General features: G+C 64.9%; 15 protein-coding genes. 6 read left to right on the top strand and 9 right to left on the bottom strand.

All coding sequences use genetic code 11. From position 1 onward, the window contains the following. Positions 1-38 precede the first annotated feature (38 nt). Positions 39-965, bottom strand: coding sequence for a LysR family transcriptional regulator (locus AC1TXO_RS22230; protein WP_486403727.1), 927 nt, complete (start codon positions 963-965; stop codon positions 39-41). 137 nt (positions 966-1,102) lie between these two features. On the opposite strand from AC1TXO_RS22230, the gene AC1TXO_RS22225 reads away from it, so the two are divergent. The 4 genes from AC1TXO_RS22225 (at position 1,103) to AC1TXO_RS22210 (ending at position 4,647) form a co-directional block, all read left to right on the top strand. Beyond that, positions 1,103-2,362 (top strand): MFS transporter, encoded by a 1,260-nt coding sequence (locus AC1TXO_RS22225; protein ID WP_486403726.1) that lies wholly within the window; start codon positions 1,103-1,105, stop codon positions 2,360-2,362. A 19-nt stretch (positions 2,363-2,381) separates the two neighbouring features. Beyond that, the gene (locus AC1TXO_RS22220; protein ID WP_486403725.1) at positions 2,382-3,311 is read left to right on the top strand and encodes a carbon-nitrogen hydrolase family protein; all 930 of its coding nucleotides are present in this window, start codon (positions 2,382-2,384) and stop codon (positions 3,309-3,311) included. 261 nt (positions 3,312-3,572) lie between these two features. Next, complete coding sequence (locus AC1TXO_RS22215; protein WP_486403724.1) at positions 3,573-4,136, top strand: HvfA family oxazolone/thioamide-modified RiPP metallophore; 564 nt, start codon at positions 3,573-3,575, stop codon at positions 4,134-4,136. 88 nt (positions 4,137-4,224) lie between these two features. Next, positions 4,225-4,647 carry an organic hydroperoxide resistance protein gene (locus AC1TXO_RS22210; protein ID WP_486403723.1) on the top strand — a complete coding sequence of 141 codons (423 nt, stop codon included), beginning with the start codon at positions 4,225-4,227 and terminating at the stop codon, positions 4,645-4,647. 47 nt (positions 4,648-4,694) lie between these two features. On the opposite strand, the gene AC1TXO_RS22205 is transcribed toward AC1TXO_RS22210, so the two are convergent. The 3 genes from AC1TXO_RS22205 to AC1TXO_RS22195 form a co-directional block, all read right to left on the bottom strand. Next, positions 4,695-5,165 carry a hypothetical protein gene (locus tag AC1TXO_RS22205; protein WP_486406887.1) on the bottom strand — a complete coding sequence of 157 codons (471 nt, stop codon included), beginning with the start codon at positions 5,163-5,165 and terminating at the stop codon, positions 4,695-4,697. Continuing rightward, complete coding sequence (locus tag AC1TXO_RS22200) at positions 5,165-6,136, bottom strand: arsenic resistance protein (protein WP_486403722.1); 972 nt, start codon at positions 6,134-6,136, stop codon at positions 5,165-5,167. Before AC1TXO_RS22200 ends, AC1TXO_RS22205 begins: the two co-directional genes overlap by 1 nt. A gap of 87 nt (positions 6,137-6,223) precedes the next feature. Beyond that, on the bottom strand, positions 6,224-7,717 hold the full coding sequence (locus AC1TXO_RS22195; protein WP_486403721.1) for a methylenetetrahydrofolate reductase C-terminal domain-containing protein: 1,494 nt from the start codon (positions 7,715-7,717) through the stop codon (positions 6,224-6,226). A gap of 237 nt (positions 7,718-7,954) precedes the next feature. Here AC1TXO_RS22195 and AC1TXO_RS22190 point away from each other — a divergent pair, with 237 nt between their 5' ends. After that, a complete protein-coding gene (locus tag AC1TXO_RS22190) occupies positions 7,955-8,674 on the top strand; it encodes an SDR family oxidoreductase (protein ID WP_486403720.1) in 720 nt (239 codons plus the stop codon). A gap of 62 nt (positions 8,675-8,736) precedes the next feature. On the opposite strand, the gene AC1TXO_RS22185 is transcribed toward AC1TXO_RS22190, so the two are convergent. Continuing rightward, entirely contained in the window at positions 8,737-9,915 is a 1,179-nt protein-coding gene (locus AC1TXO_RS22185; RefSeq protein ID WP_486403719.1) for an acetyl-CoA C-acetyltransferase, read from the bottom strand. A 253-nt stretch (positions 9,916-10,168) separates the two neighbouring features. Between AC1TXO_RS22185 and AC1TXO_RS22180 the strand changes: the two genes are divergently transcribed. Beyond that, complete coding sequence (locus AC1TXO_RS22180) at positions 10,169-11,752, top strand: peptide chain release factor 3 (RefSeq protein WP_486403718.1); 1,584 nt, start codon at positions 10,169-10,171, stop codon at positions 11,750-11,752. Between the two features lie 75 nt (positions 11,753-11,827). Here the strand turns inward: AC1TXO_RS22180 and AC1TXO_RS22175 are convergent, their stop codons facing one another. The 4 genes from AC1TXO_RS22175 to AC1TXO_RS22160 form a co-directional block, all read right to left on the bottom strand. Further along, positions 11,828-12,907 carry a polyamine ABC transporter substrate-binding protein gene (locus AC1TXO_RS22175; protein WP_486403717.1) on the bottom strand — a complete coding sequence of 360 codons (1,080 nt, stop codon included), beginning with the start codon at positions 12,905-12,907 and terminating at the stop codon, positions 11,828-11,830. Between the two features lie 56 nt (positions 12,908-12,963). Next, on the bottom strand, positions 12,964-13,305 hold the full coding sequence (locus AC1TXO_RS22170; RefSeq protein WP_486403716.1) for a cupin domain-containing protein: 342 nt from the start codon (positions 13,303-13,305) through the stop codon (positions 12,964-12,966). A 33-nt stretch (positions 13,306-13,338) separates the two neighbouring features. Then, the gene (locus AC1TXO_RS22165; RefSeq protein ID WP_486403715.1) at positions 13,339-14,745 is read right to left on the bottom strand and encodes an NAD(P)/FAD-dependent oxidoreductase; all 1,407 of its coding nucleotides are present in this window, start codon (positions 14,743-14,745) and stop codon (positions 13,339-13,341) included. Positions 14,746-14,812: 67 nt separating this feature from the next. Further along, a complete protein-coding gene (locus AC1TXO_RS22160) occupies positions 14,813-15,622 on the bottom strand; it encodes a helix-turn-helix domain-containing protein (RefSeq protein WP_486403714.1) in 810 nt (269 codons plus the stop codon). Between the last annotated feature and the right edge of the window lie 50 nt (positions 15,623-15,672).

Below are 15,672 nucleotides of genomic sequence, written 5' to 3'. Positions count from 1 at the left end.
TGCCGACGGTATCGGCGAAAGCCGTCGGTCAGGGGGGGCTACCTCACCACCTGTGCCAGGTTGCCGATGAACTGGCGCAACCATTCATGATGCGGCTTGTTGTGCCGGGCGATGTCCCAGACCATGAAGCAGCGGAACGACGGCACCGGGAAGGGCACCGGGCTCACGGTCAGGTCGGTCATGGCCGCATAGCTCTCGGCGGCGAAGCTTGGAATGGTGGCGATGACTTCGCTGTTCATCAAGGTACTCAGTGCGCCGCTGAAATGCGTGAACGAGGCGGTGACATGCCGGGCATAACCTGCGGCCTCGAACATGTCGTCGATGAAGCCGCGTCGGCCATCGTAGGAAATCCGTACGTGGTTGGCGGCGAAATAATCTTCCAGGGCGATGGGTTCGTTTACCTCTCCATTACGTGAATGGTAGAGGCAGGCGTAGGACGAGGAAAACAGCACCTGTGAGGAATAGCTGGTGTTGAAGTCCTTCGGTTCGGCGCAGATCACCAGGTCCATGTCCGGATCCTGCAGCGACTGTTTCCACAGCGAACTGTTGCTCTGGTGGAAGGCGAAGGTCACGCCCAGGCCTTCGGCGGCTGCGGCGTTGACGATACGCGGCGCCAGGCAGGCCTCGATATCGTCAGACAGGCCGATATTGAACACATAGCTGGAATCATGCGGTGAAAAGTCGGGTTCTGCACCTAAAAGGCCAGATATGGAAGTCAGCGCTTCGGTGATCTTCGGCGCCAGCTCCATCGCCTTGCGCGTGGGTTGCATACCTGAAGCGGTGCGGATGAACAGTTCGTCGCCGAAGTGCTCGCGCAGGCGGCGCAGGGCCGAGCTCACCGCGCCCTGGGTCACGTGCAGCATGGCCGAGGCGCGGGTGGCGCTGCGTTCGGTCATCAGGCAGTGAAAGGTCAGCAGCAGGTTCAGGTCGATCCGAGAAATATTACGTACGTTAATCCGGCTCATATTTCCTAATCGTTTGCCCCCTGGTCGGTGGTGTTTCTAGTCTGGTGCCCACAACAGATAACAACACATAGGTGGATCCGGTGGGCACGATTTCGCATAGCGTGGGTGAAAGCAATACCCATACCAGGGGCGGGCAGGTGGATATCCGCAAGCGCGCCATCGCGGTGGGGATCGGCAACTTCATGGAGTGGTTCGACTTCGCCGTGTACGGCTATTTCGCAGCGGTGATCGGGCTGCTGTTCTTCCCCTCCAGCGCGCCTGGCGTGTCGCTGCTGTCGTCGCTGGCGGTGTTCGCGGTGGGCTTTGTCTCGCGGCCTTTCGGGGCGCTGATCCTGGGGCCGATCGGTGACCGTTTCGGGCGGCGGGCGGTGCTGATCATCACCGTGTTCGGCATGGGGGTGTGTACCACGATCATCGGGTTGTTACCCACCTACGAGGCGATCGGTATCGCCGCGCCCGTGTTGCTGATCGCCATGCGCTTCGTGCAGGGCATGATGGTCGGCGGCGAATGGTCGAGCGCGGGCATCTATATCGTCGAGAGCGCGCCGGCGAATCGCCGCGCCACGGCCGCCAGCGTGATCACGGGGACTGCAGGGCTGGCGTTCCTGTTCGGCACCTTCGTTGCCGCGACCATCACCAGCACTCTCAGCGACGCGCAACTGACGGTCTGGGGCTGGCGCCTGCCGTTCGTGGCCTCGATCGTCATGACCGGCATCGCCATCTTCATTCGCCGCAAGCTGGGCGATACCCCGGTGTACGAAGAGATGGTGCGCCAGCGCGATTCGGCGCAGGCGCCGAGCAAGGCGGTGCGGCGCCGGGCGTTCATCACCACCTTTGCCTTTTCGGCACTGTTCGGGGTGTCGCTGTACTACTTCGTCACCTACGCCAACAACCACCTGGTCAGCACCGTGGGGCTGCCGCGCAGCACGGCGCTGTGGCTGTGCAGCATCGCGCTGGTGGTGTACGTGATCGTCAACCCGCTGATCGGCCGGCTCAGTGACCGCATCGGTCGGCGCAAGCTGCTGCTGGGCGCCGCTGCGGCGCTGACGGTGCTGGCGTTTCCGATTTTCCTGCTGATCAACAGCGGCAACACTGCAGCGATCCTGCTCGGGCTGGTCATCCTGGGCGTTCTGGTGGCGGTGACGGCGGTGATGGACGTGGTGCTGCTGGTGGAGGTGTTCCCGGCCTCGATCCGCTCCACCGGTGCGGCCCTGGGCCACAACCTCGCGCTGGCGATCCTGGCCGGTCCCGGACCGTTCATCGCTGCGGCGCTGATTCGCATGACCGGCGACGCCAACCTGCCCGCCGCCTACCTCGCCGGCGTCTCGCTGCTGTGCCTGCTGGTGCTGTGCAAGACCTTGCCGGAAACCCGTGACAACGATATCAGCCGATTCTGACAAACAGACAGGAGTCATCATGACCCGTGTAGCAATCATCCAGGCCGCTTCCGTTCCCTACGACGCCATGGCCAGTGTCGAGAAGGCTGCCGGCATCCTGCGCCGGGTGGCCGAGCAGGGCGCACGGCTTGCCGTGTTCCCCGAGGCCTTCATTGGCGGTTACCCCAAGGGTGCGGCGTTCGGCAGCGTGGTGGGCAACCGCAGCGCCGCGGGGCGTGCGCTGTACCAGCGTTACGTCGACGGGGCGGTGGCCCTGGACGGCCCGGAGCTTGCGGCGTTTGCCGACAGCGTCGAGCAGACGGGCGTGACCGCGGTGGTCGGCATCATCGAGCGTCATGGCCGTACCCTGTATTGCACCGCCGTCACCCTCGTGCCGGGTCGGGGCATTGCCGGCTATCACCGCAAGCTCATGCCGACCGGGCAGGAACGCCTGATCTGGGGCTTCGGCGACGGTTCGACCCTTGAGCCGGTGCAGACCGACTTCGGTGTGCTCGGCAGCGTGATCTGCTGGGAAAACTACATGCCGGCGCTGCGCCAGGCCATGTACGCGCAAGGGGTGCAACTGTACTGCGCGCCGACTGCCGACGACCGCCCGTCGTGGGCCAGTTCCATGGTGCATGTGGCTTTGGAGGGCAGGGTCTTCGTGCTTTCGGCCTGCCAGGCGATTCGCCTGGGCGAATACCCGCAGCAGCACCGCGAGGCGTTCGGGCTGGACTTCGCCGCCGACGACTACGTGATGCGTGGAGGGAGCATGATCGTCAGCCCCTTGGGCGAGGTACTGGCCGGGCCGGTGTTCGATTGCGAGACCGAGCTGTATGCCGACCTGGACATGAGCCAGCTGAGCCAGGGCAATCTCGATTTCGATGTGGTCGGCCATTATGCGCGGCCGGATGTGTTCGAGCTGAGGGTCAATACGGCGCCGTTGCAGGCGGTGAGTTTCGAAGGCTGAAATCGCCAGGGCCGCTTTGCGGCCCATCGCGGGACAAGTCGGGGCGCCCTTATTCCAGCGCGATTGTATCGCCCTGTATCTGATCACCCCTCCCGCGCACTTGCTTACAAATCCCTGCCTCCCCGGATACGCCCCCGATACACGCTGCCGTTCAAATGGCTCCACCCGAACGAACGGGGCCAGGCGCCCGGTTCATCGGCTCTCTCGCCCTAGGGGCAATGAACCCAGCGGTACGACCGCACTGACATCCGGAGAAATGCCATGTCCCATACCCCGATTTCCAGCAAGGCTCGCATCGGCCTGTTCGCCATCGCCCTGGCCGGCGGTATCAACGTCACCAGCTCCGCGTTCGCCGTCGAGGCACTGCCCCAGGGCTACCAGCTGGCCGCCAACGAAAAGGCGCCGGAAGGCAAGTGCGGCGAGGGCAAGTGCGGTGCCCAGGGCAAGGCCACCCAGGCCGAAGGCAAGTGCGGTGAGGGCAAGTGCGGTGCCCAGGGCAAGGCCACCCAGGCCGAAGGCAAATGCGGTGAGGGCAAGTGCGGTGGTCAGGCCAAGGCTACCGGTGCCGAGGGCAAGTGCGGTGAAGGCAAGTGCGGCGATGCGTCGTTCGCCCGCACCGACACCGACCACGATGGCCGGGTATCGCGTGCCGAGCTGCTGGCCGTGGCGCCGAAGGCCAATGCCGAATTCGATGCCATCGATGCCAACCACGACGGCTACCTGTCTGAAGCCGAGGTGTACCAGTTCCGCAAGCATCAGTTCGACGCCAACGGCAAGCCGTTCCCATCCGACCTGTACAGCCGCCTGAGCCAGGCCAAGCAGTAATCGCCATTGCCGCCCTGCCTGTGCCGAAGGCCGGGCAGGGCGGCCCGAATCATACTGCCCATCAGTTCTGCCCATCAGGAGAAGCATCGTGGTCGATACCCTGACAACCCGCCTCTACACCGCCCACACCCACACCACCGGAGGGCGTGATGGTCGTGGCCGCTCCACCGACGGTGAGCTGGACCTGCCGCTGAGCCCGCCCGGCTCCGGGCGTCCGGGCAGCAACCCTGAGCAACTGTTCGCCATCGGCTGGTCGGCCTGTTTCATCGGTGCGCTGCGCCGTGCCGGGCAGAAGTTCGAGATCCGCCTGCCCGAGGGGGTGGCGGTGGACGCCGAAGTGACGCTGGGCAATACCGCCGACGGCGGTTTCGCACTGGCCGCGCGGCTGACCGTACACCTGCCCGGGCTGGCCCAGGAAGACAAACAGAAGATGGTGGCCGAGGCGCACCAGATCTGCCCTTACTCCAAGGCGACCCGGGACAATATCGAAGTGGGCTTCGTGATCGTATAGCCGGTGGCGCCGATTGACGGGGCCGCCAGCCAACGCGGCCCGGCCCTTCAGTGGGCGACCAGACCGGCCAGTGCCTGGCGCAATGACGCAAGGTCGCTGAAGCGGCGCTCGCGCACCACCTTGCCCTCATCGAGCTCCAGCCATTGCACGCTGTCACGGTCGCCGCCGTAACCCTCGGCAACCAGGCCATCGCGGTCGAGCAGGATGCGGTAGCTGGCCGAGCGCATGTTCGGCACCAGCACGCGCTGGATCAGCCCGGGCACCCGGGCGATGTCGGCGATGAAGATCACATTGCGTGCGTCCAGATAGCCAGGCGGGGTGTGCTCCAGGGCGCTGTTGACCAGGCGCGCACTGCCGTAGCTGCGAGCGATCATCAGCACGCGGGTGCCGGTGTCGAGGCGATAGCTGGCCTCGAACTGGTCCTGGAGAACCCAGCCTTCCTGCGCGACCGGCTGGGCACTGGCCTGCAGGCTGCAGCAGGCCAGTGCCAGTGCCAGTGCCACGGCGTAACGGCGCATCACGGCGCCGTGCTCCGACCCCGCACAACCACCGGCACCATCCGCACATAGACCAGCTCGCTCACCAGTTCCACCAGTGTCTGGGTGATTACCGCCGCTGCAGCCAGCGTGCGCAGCTCCTGTGGCAGGGCCAGCGCCAGGGGCAGCACCACCAGCGAATTGCGCGTCGCGGCACTGAAGGCCACCGAGCGTGCTTCGCTCACGGGCAAGCGGAACAACCGCGCCGAAAGCGCGCCGATCACCGGCGCCAGCAGCGCGAATCCGATGTACACCGGGATCACCGGCAGCAGACGCTGCCAATCGCCCAGCACCACGGCGATCTGCGAGCCGATCACGGCGATCAGCACCAGCGCCATGGCCGGCACCGGCATCCATGCCCAGGCAGCGTTCCAGCGCGCAATGGCCTGCGAGCGGCGGGCTCCGGCACTGGTCAGCACGGCAAGGGCCATCGGCAGCGCGATAAGCAACATGAAGGCTTCGACGAAAGGTGCGATGGAGAGCGTGACCGGATTGTGCTCGCCGAGCATCAGGCCCAGGTACAGCGGCAGCAGGGCGAGTTGCACCAGCAGCAGTAGCGGTGTGGCGGCGAGGGTCAGTCGCGAGTCGCCCTTGCCCAGGTGGGTGAACACCACCACGTAGTCGATGCACGGGGTGAGCAGCACCAGCAGGGCACCGATCAGGATCGCCGGATGCTCGACCAGACCACGGGTAACGGCCCACACCAGTATCGGCACCAGTACGAAGTTGGCGAGCAGCAGGGCCGCCATGAAGCGGCGGTTGCCCAGGCCCTGGCGCAGGTCGAGGAAGGGGATCTGCAGGAACATCGCGTACATCAGCACGGCGATGGCGGGCGTTACCAGGGCCTGCAGATGACTGGCGCTTGCGGGAGCGAGCAGGCCGGCGACGATGGCCAGGACCACGGCGGCGAAGTAGAGGGGTATCTGCTGGGTTTCAAGCTGCTCTCGGGTCACGCGGCGTTCCTGTGGGCAAGTGTGAGGCGATGGCTGCTCAGGATAGAGGCTGTCGGGCCTTCGATGCCAGGGTTTGCCGGGGTGCGTCTACAGGTCGGCGGTCTCGGGTTGCGGGCGCTTGGCCCGCGCGCTGGGAGGCACAGGGGCTGGCTCGGCGAACCAGCGCGGCCAGGAGCTCTGGTGGCGCCCTCCCACTTCGACACAGGGGATCAACCTGTCCCTGAGCACCTGTGTCTGCCCGACCGAAACCGCCGTGCGGTACTTGCGGCTGTGGATGCATTCCCGGTCGCCGAATTCGCAGCGGTTCAGTTGCGTGCCGCCGCAGGGCCCATTGGCCAGACCCTTGGGGCAGGTTTCCGGGCAGATGTACAAGGTGTCTTCGAGCCGGCATTGCCCGCAGGTGTCGCAACCGATCAGCGGGCGCTTGAGGCTACGCTCCACGCTGTGCAGCACGCGCGCCGCTGCCGGTGTCGACCACAGCGACCGGCGCACGCTCCAGCCGAATGCCTTGCTCAACAGCGTTTCCCGGCTGAACAGCTGGTGGTGCATGGCCGACAGCAAATGGTAGCGAGCCTTTTCCGTAAACGACGCCTGGACCTGGCGCTGGCCTTGCTGCCAGTGATGCGCGGGTGGATGGAACGTGACCGGCGCCACGCCCGGCATCTGCCAGGCGGCGTCCCAGGCGCTGCGCCATTGCTCGAGGCTGTTGATGCGTGGCAGCCAGTCTTCCAGGGCCTGTTCCAGTTCGAGAAACTGGTCGAGTTCGTGCACGCCGGAGAGGTTGATTCCGGCGTAGCCCAGCAGCCGCAGGCCGATGATCTGCAAGGCCAGGCGCCCGGTGGCACGCTGCCTGGCGTGGGCCTTGGACACCGCCGCTTCGGCGGCGAGCAGCGCACGCATCGCAGGGCTTACGGTGACACCCGCCACATGTTCGAGCATCCCGGCGCGGCCATCGGTCAGCCCCATGATGCAGGCGAGCATGGGGCGAGGCGTGGGCTGGCGCTGCATCCAGTGCATGGCCTCGCGGTACTTCTGGAAGTCGAAGCCCAGTTGCAGGATGAAGAAGTCGACGCCGGCGGCGAGCTTCTTTTCGGCCTTGAAGTATTGCGCGCCGCCTTCTTCCTCGCGGTATTTGAATGGGTTCAATGCTGCACCGAGCAGCCAGTCGGGGCGCGCCTGGCGCACGATCTGCAGGGCTGCGACGGATTCGAGGTAACGCACCGGACGCTGGCCCGGCGTGTGGCCGGGCAGGCGGTCGCCGGTCAGCAACAGGAGCTGGTCAAGGCCTGCGGCGTCCATGCGTGGAAGCTGGGCGAGCAGGTCCTGGCGCTCGCGGTCCTTGCCCGAGAAATGCAAGAGGGTCGGCACTGGCGTGTCGAAGCTGCGGCTGGCGTCGAGCGGCGACATGTCGAGCGCACTGCCGACCCGGTCGCCGATGGACACTGCCAGCGGCCAGCCGCACAACTGTGCACGCGCCATGATGCGTTCCAGCTCGGCGAAGCGCTGGGCAGAAGGCTTGGGAACGAACTCCATGATGCAGACGAAGGAGCGTTCGTTGAGGGCTTGTCTGAGCAGGCTCATGGCAGCTTACCGGATGCGGGCAGGATGACAGTGTGGCTGGATTGGTGGGCAACGGGTTGTCTGCAAGCGTACGCGATTGATCTGGAACAGACACCTCGCTGCGTTGTTTAACATCTGGATACAAGCCGGGCTTTGTCATCGAGCTGGCGGGCTGCTTGGATGCTGCGCTCAGTGGATCGGATCTGCTTATGGTGCTGTCCTGGCATCTTCCCCGAACCTCGATAAATGGAGTTATTGATGAAGACCCTGGTAATCGGCGCCAGCAAAGGGCTGGGCAAGGCCCTGATGCAAGGCCTGGGCAACCCCGGCGACACCCTGATCGGCGTCGCCCGCGCCATTCCCTCGCCCGTCCCCGCCATCGCCGGTATCGACACCCGCTGGATCGAAGCCGACCTCAGCCACCCCGCGGCCGCTGTCGCCACCATCAGCGAGGCTGTGGCCGACCAAGGCATCGATACCCTGATCTACAACCTTGGCATCTGGGAGACCCTGGCTTTCGATCCCGCCTACGATTTTCTCGACGACCAGGACGCCCGGATCGAAACCATGGTGGGGTGCAACATCACGGCGACCATCCTGCTGATCAAGCGTCTGTTGCCACTGTTGCTGCAAAGCCGGCACCCACGCATTGTGCTGACGGGCTCGACCTCGGGCCTGCCGCGCAGCGGGCGGCCGGAAGTGACCTTCGGTGCCAGCAAGTTCGCCCTGCAAGGCATTGCCGACGCCCTGCGCGAGGGCTACCGCGACCAGCGTCTCGGGGTGACCTGCCTGAACCTTGGTTATCTCAATACCGAGGATGGCCTGGAGGTGCCGGTTGCAGAGGCTGCGCGGCGGGGGGAAGGGCAACTGATACCGCTGCACGATGTGGTGCAGGTGGTCAGGACGATTTTGTCGCTGTCGCCGTCCAGCTTCGTCAGGGAGCTGAGCTTGCCGGCGATTCTGGACGAACGGTTCTGAGGTTGGCGGTGTGATCTTCGCGGGCAGGCCCGTGAAGATCACACCACCGATTCAAGCGCAGCCTATCGCTCGATCGCCAACGCCACGCCCTGGCCGCCACCGATGCACAGTGTGGCCAGGCCTTTCTTCGCATCGCGCTTGATCATCTCGTGCAGCAAAGTCACCAGCACCCGGCAACCCGAGGCGCCGATGGGGTGGCCAAGGGCGATGGCGCCGCCGTTGACGTTGACCTTCGTCGCATCCCACGCCAGCTCCTTGCCCACTGCCAGGGCCTGGGCAGCGAAGGCTTCGTTGGCCTCGATCAGGTCAAGATCGGCCAACTGCCAGCCCGCCTTCTGCAGGCAACGCTGGGTCGCCGAGACTGGGCCGATGCCCATGATCGCAGGGTCTACACCGGCACTGGCGTAGCCGGTGATCCTGGCCAGCACCGGCAGGCCCAGGGCCTTGGCCTTGTCGACGCTCATCAGCAGCACGGCGGCGGCGCCGTCGTTGAGGCTCGAGGCATTGCCAGCGGTGACGCTGCCGTCTTTCCTGAAGGCGGCGCGCAGCTTGCCCAGCGACTCTGCGCTGGTGCCCGGGCGCGGTTGCTCGTCGGTGTCGAATACCAGCGCTTCGCCTTTTTTCTGCGGGATGTGGATCGGGGTGATCTCATCCTTGAAACGACCGCCTTCGATAGCGGCCACGGCCTTGCGCTGGGACTCGGCGGCAAAGGCGTCCTGCTGCTCGCGGGTGATGGCGTACTTGTCCACCAGGTTCTCGGCGGTGATGCCCATGTGGTAGTCGTTGAACGCATCCCACAGGCCGTCGGTGATCATGCTGTCGACCAACTGGCCATGGCCCATGCGCTGGCCGGTGCGGGCCGAGGGCAGTACGTAGGGCGCCAGGCTCATGCTTTCCTGGCCGCCTGCGATCACCACCTCGGCGTCGCCGCACCGAATCGCCTGGGCCGCCAGGTGCAGCGCCTTCAGGCCCGAGCCGCAGACCTTGTTCAAGGTCAGCGCCGGCACGGCGTGGGGCAGGCCGGCCTTGACCGCGGCCTGGCGGGCAGGGTTCTGGCCGGCGCCTGCTGTCAGCACCTGGCCGAGGATCACCTCGTCGACCTGCGCGGGGTCAAGGCCAGTCTGCTCGAGCAGGCGCTTGATCACCGCAGCACCGAGGTCGACGGCCGAGACATTGGCCAGCGCCCCCTGGAAACTGCCGATGGCAGTGCGGGTGGCGGCGACGATGGCGACTTCGTTCATTGTTGTTCTCCGGGAGGCGAAGTGGATCGCCACAGCATCACCGGCGAACGCTCATTTGAGAAGTTTGTTTTTCTTTGCGATTGATCGGGTTTGCAAATGAATGACTCTGCCGGGCTGAATCGCCGGTCTGCTCTACAGCTTTGGCTGCAAGGCGCTCGTTGCCCTTCATGACCTGTCACGGCGCATTTTGGCCTGACGCTCGAGTTCAGGTATGATATCGCCCCTTTTTCGATCCCCAGTCAGGCGATTTCCCATGACCAACCAGGCCGCCGAAGTCGCGAAGCGCCGCACTTTCGCAATCATCTCCCACCCCGACGCCGGTAAGACCACCATCACCGAGAAGCTGCTGCTGATGGGCAAGGCGATCTCCGTCGCGGGGACCGTGAAGTCGCGCAAGTCCGATCGCCATGCCACCTCCGACTGGATGGAAATGGAGAAGCAGCGCGGTATCTCGATCACCACCTCGGTGATGCAGTTCCCGTATCGCGAGCACATGATCAACCTGCTCGACACCCCCGGCCACGAAGACTTCTCCGAAGACACCTACCGCACCCTCACCGCGGTGGACTCGGCGCTGATGGTGCTCGACGGCGGCAAGGGCGTCGAGCCGCGGACCATCGCCCTGATGGACGTCTGCCGTCTGCGTGACACGCCGATCGTCAGCTTCATCAACAAACTCGACCGCGACATCCGCGACCCGATCGAGCTGCTCGACGAAATCGAGGCGGTGCTGAAGATCAAGGCCGCACCGATCACCTGGCCAATCGGTTGCTACCGCGACTTCAAGGGTGTGTACCACCTGGCCGGCGACTACATCATCGTCTACACCCCCGGCCACGGCCATGAGCGGACCGAGGTGAAGATCATCGAGAAGCTCGACTCCGATGAGGCCCGCGCCCACCTGGGTGATGAGTATGATCGCTTCCTCGAGCAACTGGAGCTGGTGCAGGGTGCGTGTCATGAGTTCGACCAGGACGAGTTCATCAACGGTCAGCTGACGCCGGTGTTCTTCGGCACCGCCCTGGGCAACTTCGGCGTCGACCATGTGCTCGACGCCGTGGTCGACTGGGCGCCGCGTCCGTTGGCGCGAGTGGCCCACGAACGCACCGTGGAGCCGGTGGAAGAGAAGTTCAGCGGCTTCGTGTTCAAGATCCAGGCGAATATGGACCCGAAGCACCGCGACCGTATCGCCTTCATGCGCATCTGCTCGGGCAAGTACGAGAAGGGCATGAAGATGCGCCATGTGCGTACCGGCAAGGATCTGCGCATCGGTGACGCGCTGACCTTCTTCTCGTCCGAGCGCGAGCAGCTCGAAGAGGCCTACGCCGGCGACATCATCGGCCTGCACAACCACGGCACGATCCAGATCGGCGACACCTTCAGCGAAGGCGAAGCGCTGGGCTTCACCGGTATCCCGCACTTCGCCCCGGAACTGTTCCGTCGCGTGCGCCTGAAGGATCCGCTGAAATCCAAGCAGTTGCGCCAGGGCCTGCAGCAGCTGGCCGAGGAGGGTGCGACCCAGGTGTTCTTCCCTGAGCGCAGCAACGACATCATCCTTGGCGCCGTCGGTGTGCTGCAGTTCGATGTGGTCGCCAGCCGTCTGAAGGAAGAGTACAAGGTCGAGTGTGCCTACGAGCCGATCACCGTCTGGTCGGCGCGCTGGATTACCTGCGACGACAAGAAGAAACTCGAGGAATTCCAGAACAAGGCCATGGAGAACCTCGCCATCGACGGCGGCGGTCACCTGACCTACCTGGCGCCGACCCGGGTCAACCTGTCGCTGATGGAAGAACGCTGGCCGGACATCAAGTTCCGCGCAACGCGCGAGCACCACTGATCGCTTGAACGGGGTGGCTGTGCCACCCCTGGTGCAGAAGCGCCTTCTACAGCAAGGGCCGCAAGCGGCCCTGTTTCAGTTCCCGGCCTTGATACTGGTCCAGATCCGCGTACGAATGCGGTCGATCTTCGCCGGCATCGCCTCCAGGGCGAACAGCTTGCCCATCATGTCCTGGGTCGGATACACCATGGTGTTGTTCTTCAGCGCCGGATCCACCAGCGAATCCGCCTTGGCGTTGCCGTTGGCGTACTGCACCGAGTTACTGATGTTGGCCATCACTTCAGGCTGCAGCAGGTAGTTCATGTAGGCGTAGCCCGCCTTCTCGTCGGGCGCATCGGCCGGCATGGCGACCATGTCGAACCACATCGGCGCACCTTCCTTGGGAATGGCATAGCCGACCTTCACCCCATTCTTCGCCGCATCGGCGTTGCTCTTGGCCTGCAGGATGTCGCCGGAGAAGCCCACCACCACACAGACGTTGCCGTTGGCCAGGTCGCCGATGTACTTGGACGAGTGGAAGTACTCGATGTAGGGGCGCGCCTTCATCAGCAAGGCCTTGGCCTTTTCGTAGTCTTCGGGGTTCTGGCTGTGGTGCGGCAGGCCGAGGTAGTTGAGGGCGATCGGCAGCAGTTCCGGACCGTTGTCCAGCACCGCGACACCGCAACTCTTGAGCTTGCTGATGTTCTCCGGCTTGAAGATCAGGTCCCAGGAGTCCACCGGGGCGTTGTCGCCCAGCACTGCCTTGACCTTGTCGATGTTGTAGCCGATGCCGGTGCTGCCCCACAGGTACGGGAAGCCGTACTGGTTGCCCGGGTCGTTCACCTCCAGCGCCTTGAGCAGCACCGGGTTGAGGTTCTGCCAGTTCGGCAGCTGGCTCTTGTCGAGTTTCTTCAGGGCCTTGCCCTGGGTCTGCCGGGCCATGAAGTGGTTGGAGGGAAACACCACGTCGTAGCCGGAATTGCCGGTCATCAGCTTGCCGTCGAGGGTCTCGTTGCTGTCGTACACGTCGTAGGTGGGCACGATGCCGGTGGCTTTCTGGAAGTTCTGCAGCGTGTCGGGCGCCACATAGCTGGACCAGTTGTAGATCTTTACCGAGTCGGCGGCGCTGGCGACGCCAGCAGCCAGCATCAGGGGGGCGAGGAGGAGTTTGCGCATGTCCGGTTTACCTTGCTTTGTCTGTTGTTATCGAAGAACGGCAGGCGATCAGCGGATCAGAAAATCAGTACGTAGGTCTTGCGCACGGTTTCCTGGATGTCCCAGATGCCAGTGCTGTTGGCCGGTAGCATCACTGCGTCTCCGGCTTCTATGACCAGGGGCTCGCCACCGTCAGGGGTGAAGGTGCAGCGGCCCTTGATGAAGTGGCAGAACTCCTGTTGCACGATCTGCCGACGCCAGCGGCCGGGGGTGCACTCCCAGATGCCGGTTTCGACGCCATCGCTGCGCTCGACACAGGTGACGGAGGTCACTGCGACGGGCTCGCCGAGAGGGACGGCAACCGGGTTGGACGTTTCCAGGACGGCGCTTTCGGTGTGCTTGAACTGGGTGATGCTCATGACTGCAGGGTCTCTTGTGGTAGTGGGTGCAACTCAGTGCATGAAACCTTCCATGAAGCCGGCCAGGCCGCTGGCCAGGCGTCGACGCCACGCCGGGCTGGCCGGGTTGGCGAGGGTGCGGTCCTCGTGGACGAAACTCTGGATGATCGCGTTGTAGCCTAGCCAACGGCAGGGCTCGGGTGGCCAACTGGCCAGGCTCGACAACGGTCGGTTGTCGTGCACCCAGGGCTGGGCGGTCAGTTCGTTGTGCTGGCCGAGAATCAGCGCCGCGAGCGTACGTCCGCCCAGGTTGGTGGCGCCGACACCTTCGCCGCCATAGCCTCCGGAAAGTGCCAGGCCGCGCTGGCGGTCGCACAGCATGTGCGGGCGGAAGCGCCGCGCCATGCCCAGGTTGCCGCCCCAGGAATGGGTGATGCGCACGTTCTTCAAGTGCGGGAACAGGTCGCTGAACAGGTAGCGGCGCAGCTCGATCTCGGCCTCGCTGAGGCTGAAGTCTTCGCGCAGGCGGCCACCGAAGCGATAGCCGCCGCGGGCGCCGAACACCAGGCGGTTGTCCAGGGTGCGCTGGCCGTAGGTGACCTGGCGGCTGCCTTCGCTGAAGGCCTGGCCCTGGCTCAGGCCGATCTGTTCCCAGGTCGACTCGGGCAGTGGCTCGGTGGCCACCAGCAGACTCTGTACCGGCAGTTGATGGCGCCCCAGCGGCGGCAGGCTGGCGGCATAGCCTTCGACTGCCGGCACCACCCACTGGCAGCGCACCTTGGCCTGGGCGGTACGCACCTCGCCGGTCTGCCAGTCGCTGGCCGCGGTGTTTTCATAGATCGGCACGCCCAGGCCTTCGACCACGCGTGCCAGCCCGCGCACCAGCTTGGCGGGGTGGATGGTCGCGACGTGGGGGCTGAAGATGGCGCCGTAGGCATTGCTGACCCGCAGCTGACCGGCCAGTTGCTCGGGTTTGAGCCAGCGGTAGTCGTCTTCGTTCATGCCCTGGCGGTAGAGGTCGTCGAGGTAGGCGCGCAGGCTGCGTTCCTGCTCCGGATAACGGGCCGCGCAGTAGATCACCCCACCCTTGCGGTAGTCGCAGTCGATGCCCTCGCGTTGCAGCACGCCGTGCACTTCGTCGGGAATGGCGTGCAGCAGGTCGATGCTGTCGCGGCGCTGCTGCGGGGAAAGGGTGGCGAGCAGGCGGTCTTCGCCCAGCAGGTTGCCCATCAGCCAGCCGCCATTGCGTCCGGAGGCGCCGAAGCCTGCGGTTTGTGCCTCGAGGATGGCGATGCGCAGGTGCGGAGCCTGGCGCTTGAGGTAGTAGGCGGTCCACAGGCCAGTGTAGCCGGCGCCGATGATGCACACGTCGACGTCCAGGTCCTGTTGCAGGGACGGACGGGCGTCCAGGGGCTCGTCGAGCTGGTCCATCCAGAGGCTGATCGTGCGCCAGGCTTGCATCGGGTACTGCTCCCACTTCCGTTCAAGGTTCTGGGATCGATGCTAGTGGCGTGGCCGCGTGGTTGTCTTACGTGCGTGCACGCAGAGAAATCTGCTTCAGGTAGGCCTTGGGCGAGAGCCCGGTATGTTCGCGGAAACACTTGTAGAAGGCCGACAGCGAATTGAACCCGGCATCGAAGGCCAGTTCGTCGATGGGGGCGCGGCAGTCGGCGCCGTCGAGCCCGGCCAGCAGGTGCTGCAGGCGGGCCTGGTTGACGTAGCGGTAGAAGCTCTGGCCCAGCACCTGGTTGAGCAGGTAGGAGATCTGGTTGCGGCTGTAGCCGCTCTCTTCGGCGACCTGCTGCAGGTCCAGTTCCGGGTCCAGGTAGGGGCGCTGGGCCTGGAAATAGTGCTCCAGGTCCTGGGCCATGGTGCTCAGCTGGCGGGGCGACAGGCCCAGGCGGCTGGTGGCCGGGCGCGGCCCCGAAGTGCTGGCGCCCTTGCCATCGCGGCGGATCAGCGTGCCGTACTCGTTGACCCGCCAGATCAGGTTGTCCTTGACGGTGATCGCCTCGCTGGACTGGAACGCCACCAGACCCTCACCGCCCTGGACCGTCACCTGGTACTGGATGAAGGCAGTGCAACCGTCGACGCGGATACGGTCGCTATGGACGATGTCCTCTCCGGCTTCGTGCGGCAGGGAAACACGTACGTACTCGCGCAGTTCGTCGAAGCCGAGCACGCGGTTCTGGAAAAAGTCGTGGTACTGGACGTCCGGGTGATACAGCGCCATTACCCCGTCCAGGTCACGGTGCTTCCAGCACAGGTGGTAGCGCATGACGACTTCCGCAGTGAGCGGTGTCTGGGCGGGGCCGTCTGGAAGAAGGGTGGCGGTCATGAGCCGATAATGCCTCTGGCCAAGCCAGGCGACAAGGGCGTGCGCCCCGA

This window comes from Pseudomonas sp. FA117 (genome assembly GCF_057370475.1).
This window is presented reverse-complemented; position numbering and strand designations above follow the sequence as displayed.

Excerpts from the sequence above, each read along its gene's own strand:
- AC1TXO_RS22230 (WP_486403727.1), bottom strand. The coding sequence starts at position 965 with ATGAGCCGGATTAACGTACGTAATATTTCTCGGATCGACCTGAACCTG.
- AC1TXO_RS22220 (WP_486403725.1), top strand. The coding sequence starts at position 2,382 with ATGACCCGTGTAGCAATCATCCAGGCCGCTTCCGTTCCCTACGACGCC.
- AC1TXO_RS22215 (WP_486403724.1), top strand. The coding sequence starts at position 3,573 with ATGTCCCATACCCCGATTTCCAGCAAGGCTCGCATCGGCCTGTTCGCC.
- AC1TXO_RS22205 (WP_486406887.1), bottom strand. The coding sequence starts at position 5,165 with ATGCGCCGTTACGCCGTGGCACTGGCACTGGCACTGGCCTGCTGCAGC.
- AC1TXO_RS22195 (WP_486403721.1), bottom strand. The coding sequence starts at position 7,717 with ATGAGCCTGCTCAGACAAGCCCTCAACGAACGCTCCTTCGTCTGCATC.
- AC1TXO_RS22190 (WP_486403720.1), top strand. The coding sequence starts at position 7,955 with ATGAAGACCCTGGTAATCGGCGCCAGCAAAGGGCTGGGCAAGGCCCTG.
- AC1TXO_RS22185 (WP_486403719.1), bottom strand. The coding sequence starts at position 9,915 with ATGAACGAAGTCGCCATCGTCGCCGCCACCCGCACTGCCATCGGCAGT.
- AC1TXO_RS22180 (WP_486403718.1), top strand. The coding sequence starts at position 10,169 with ATGACCAACCAGGCCGCCGAAGTCGCGAAGCGCCGCACTTTCGCAATC.
- AC1TXO_RS22175 (WP_486403717.1), bottom strand. The coding sequence starts at position 12,907 with ATGCGCAAACTCCTCCTCGCCCCCCTGATGCTGGCTGCTGGCGTCGCC.
- AC1TXO_RS22170 (WP_486403716.1), bottom strand. The coding sequence starts at position 13,305 with ATGAGCATCACCCAGTTCAAGCACACCGAAAGCGCCGTCCTGGAAACG.
- AC1TXO_RS22165 (WP_486403715.1), bottom strand. The coding sequence starts at position 14,745 with ATGCAAGCCTGGCGCACGATCAGCCTCTGGATGGACCAGCTCGACGAG.
- AC1TXO_RS22160 (WP_486403714.1), bottom strand. The coding sequence starts at position 15,622 with ATGACCGCCACCCTTCTTCCAGACGGCCCCGCCCAGACACCGCTCACT.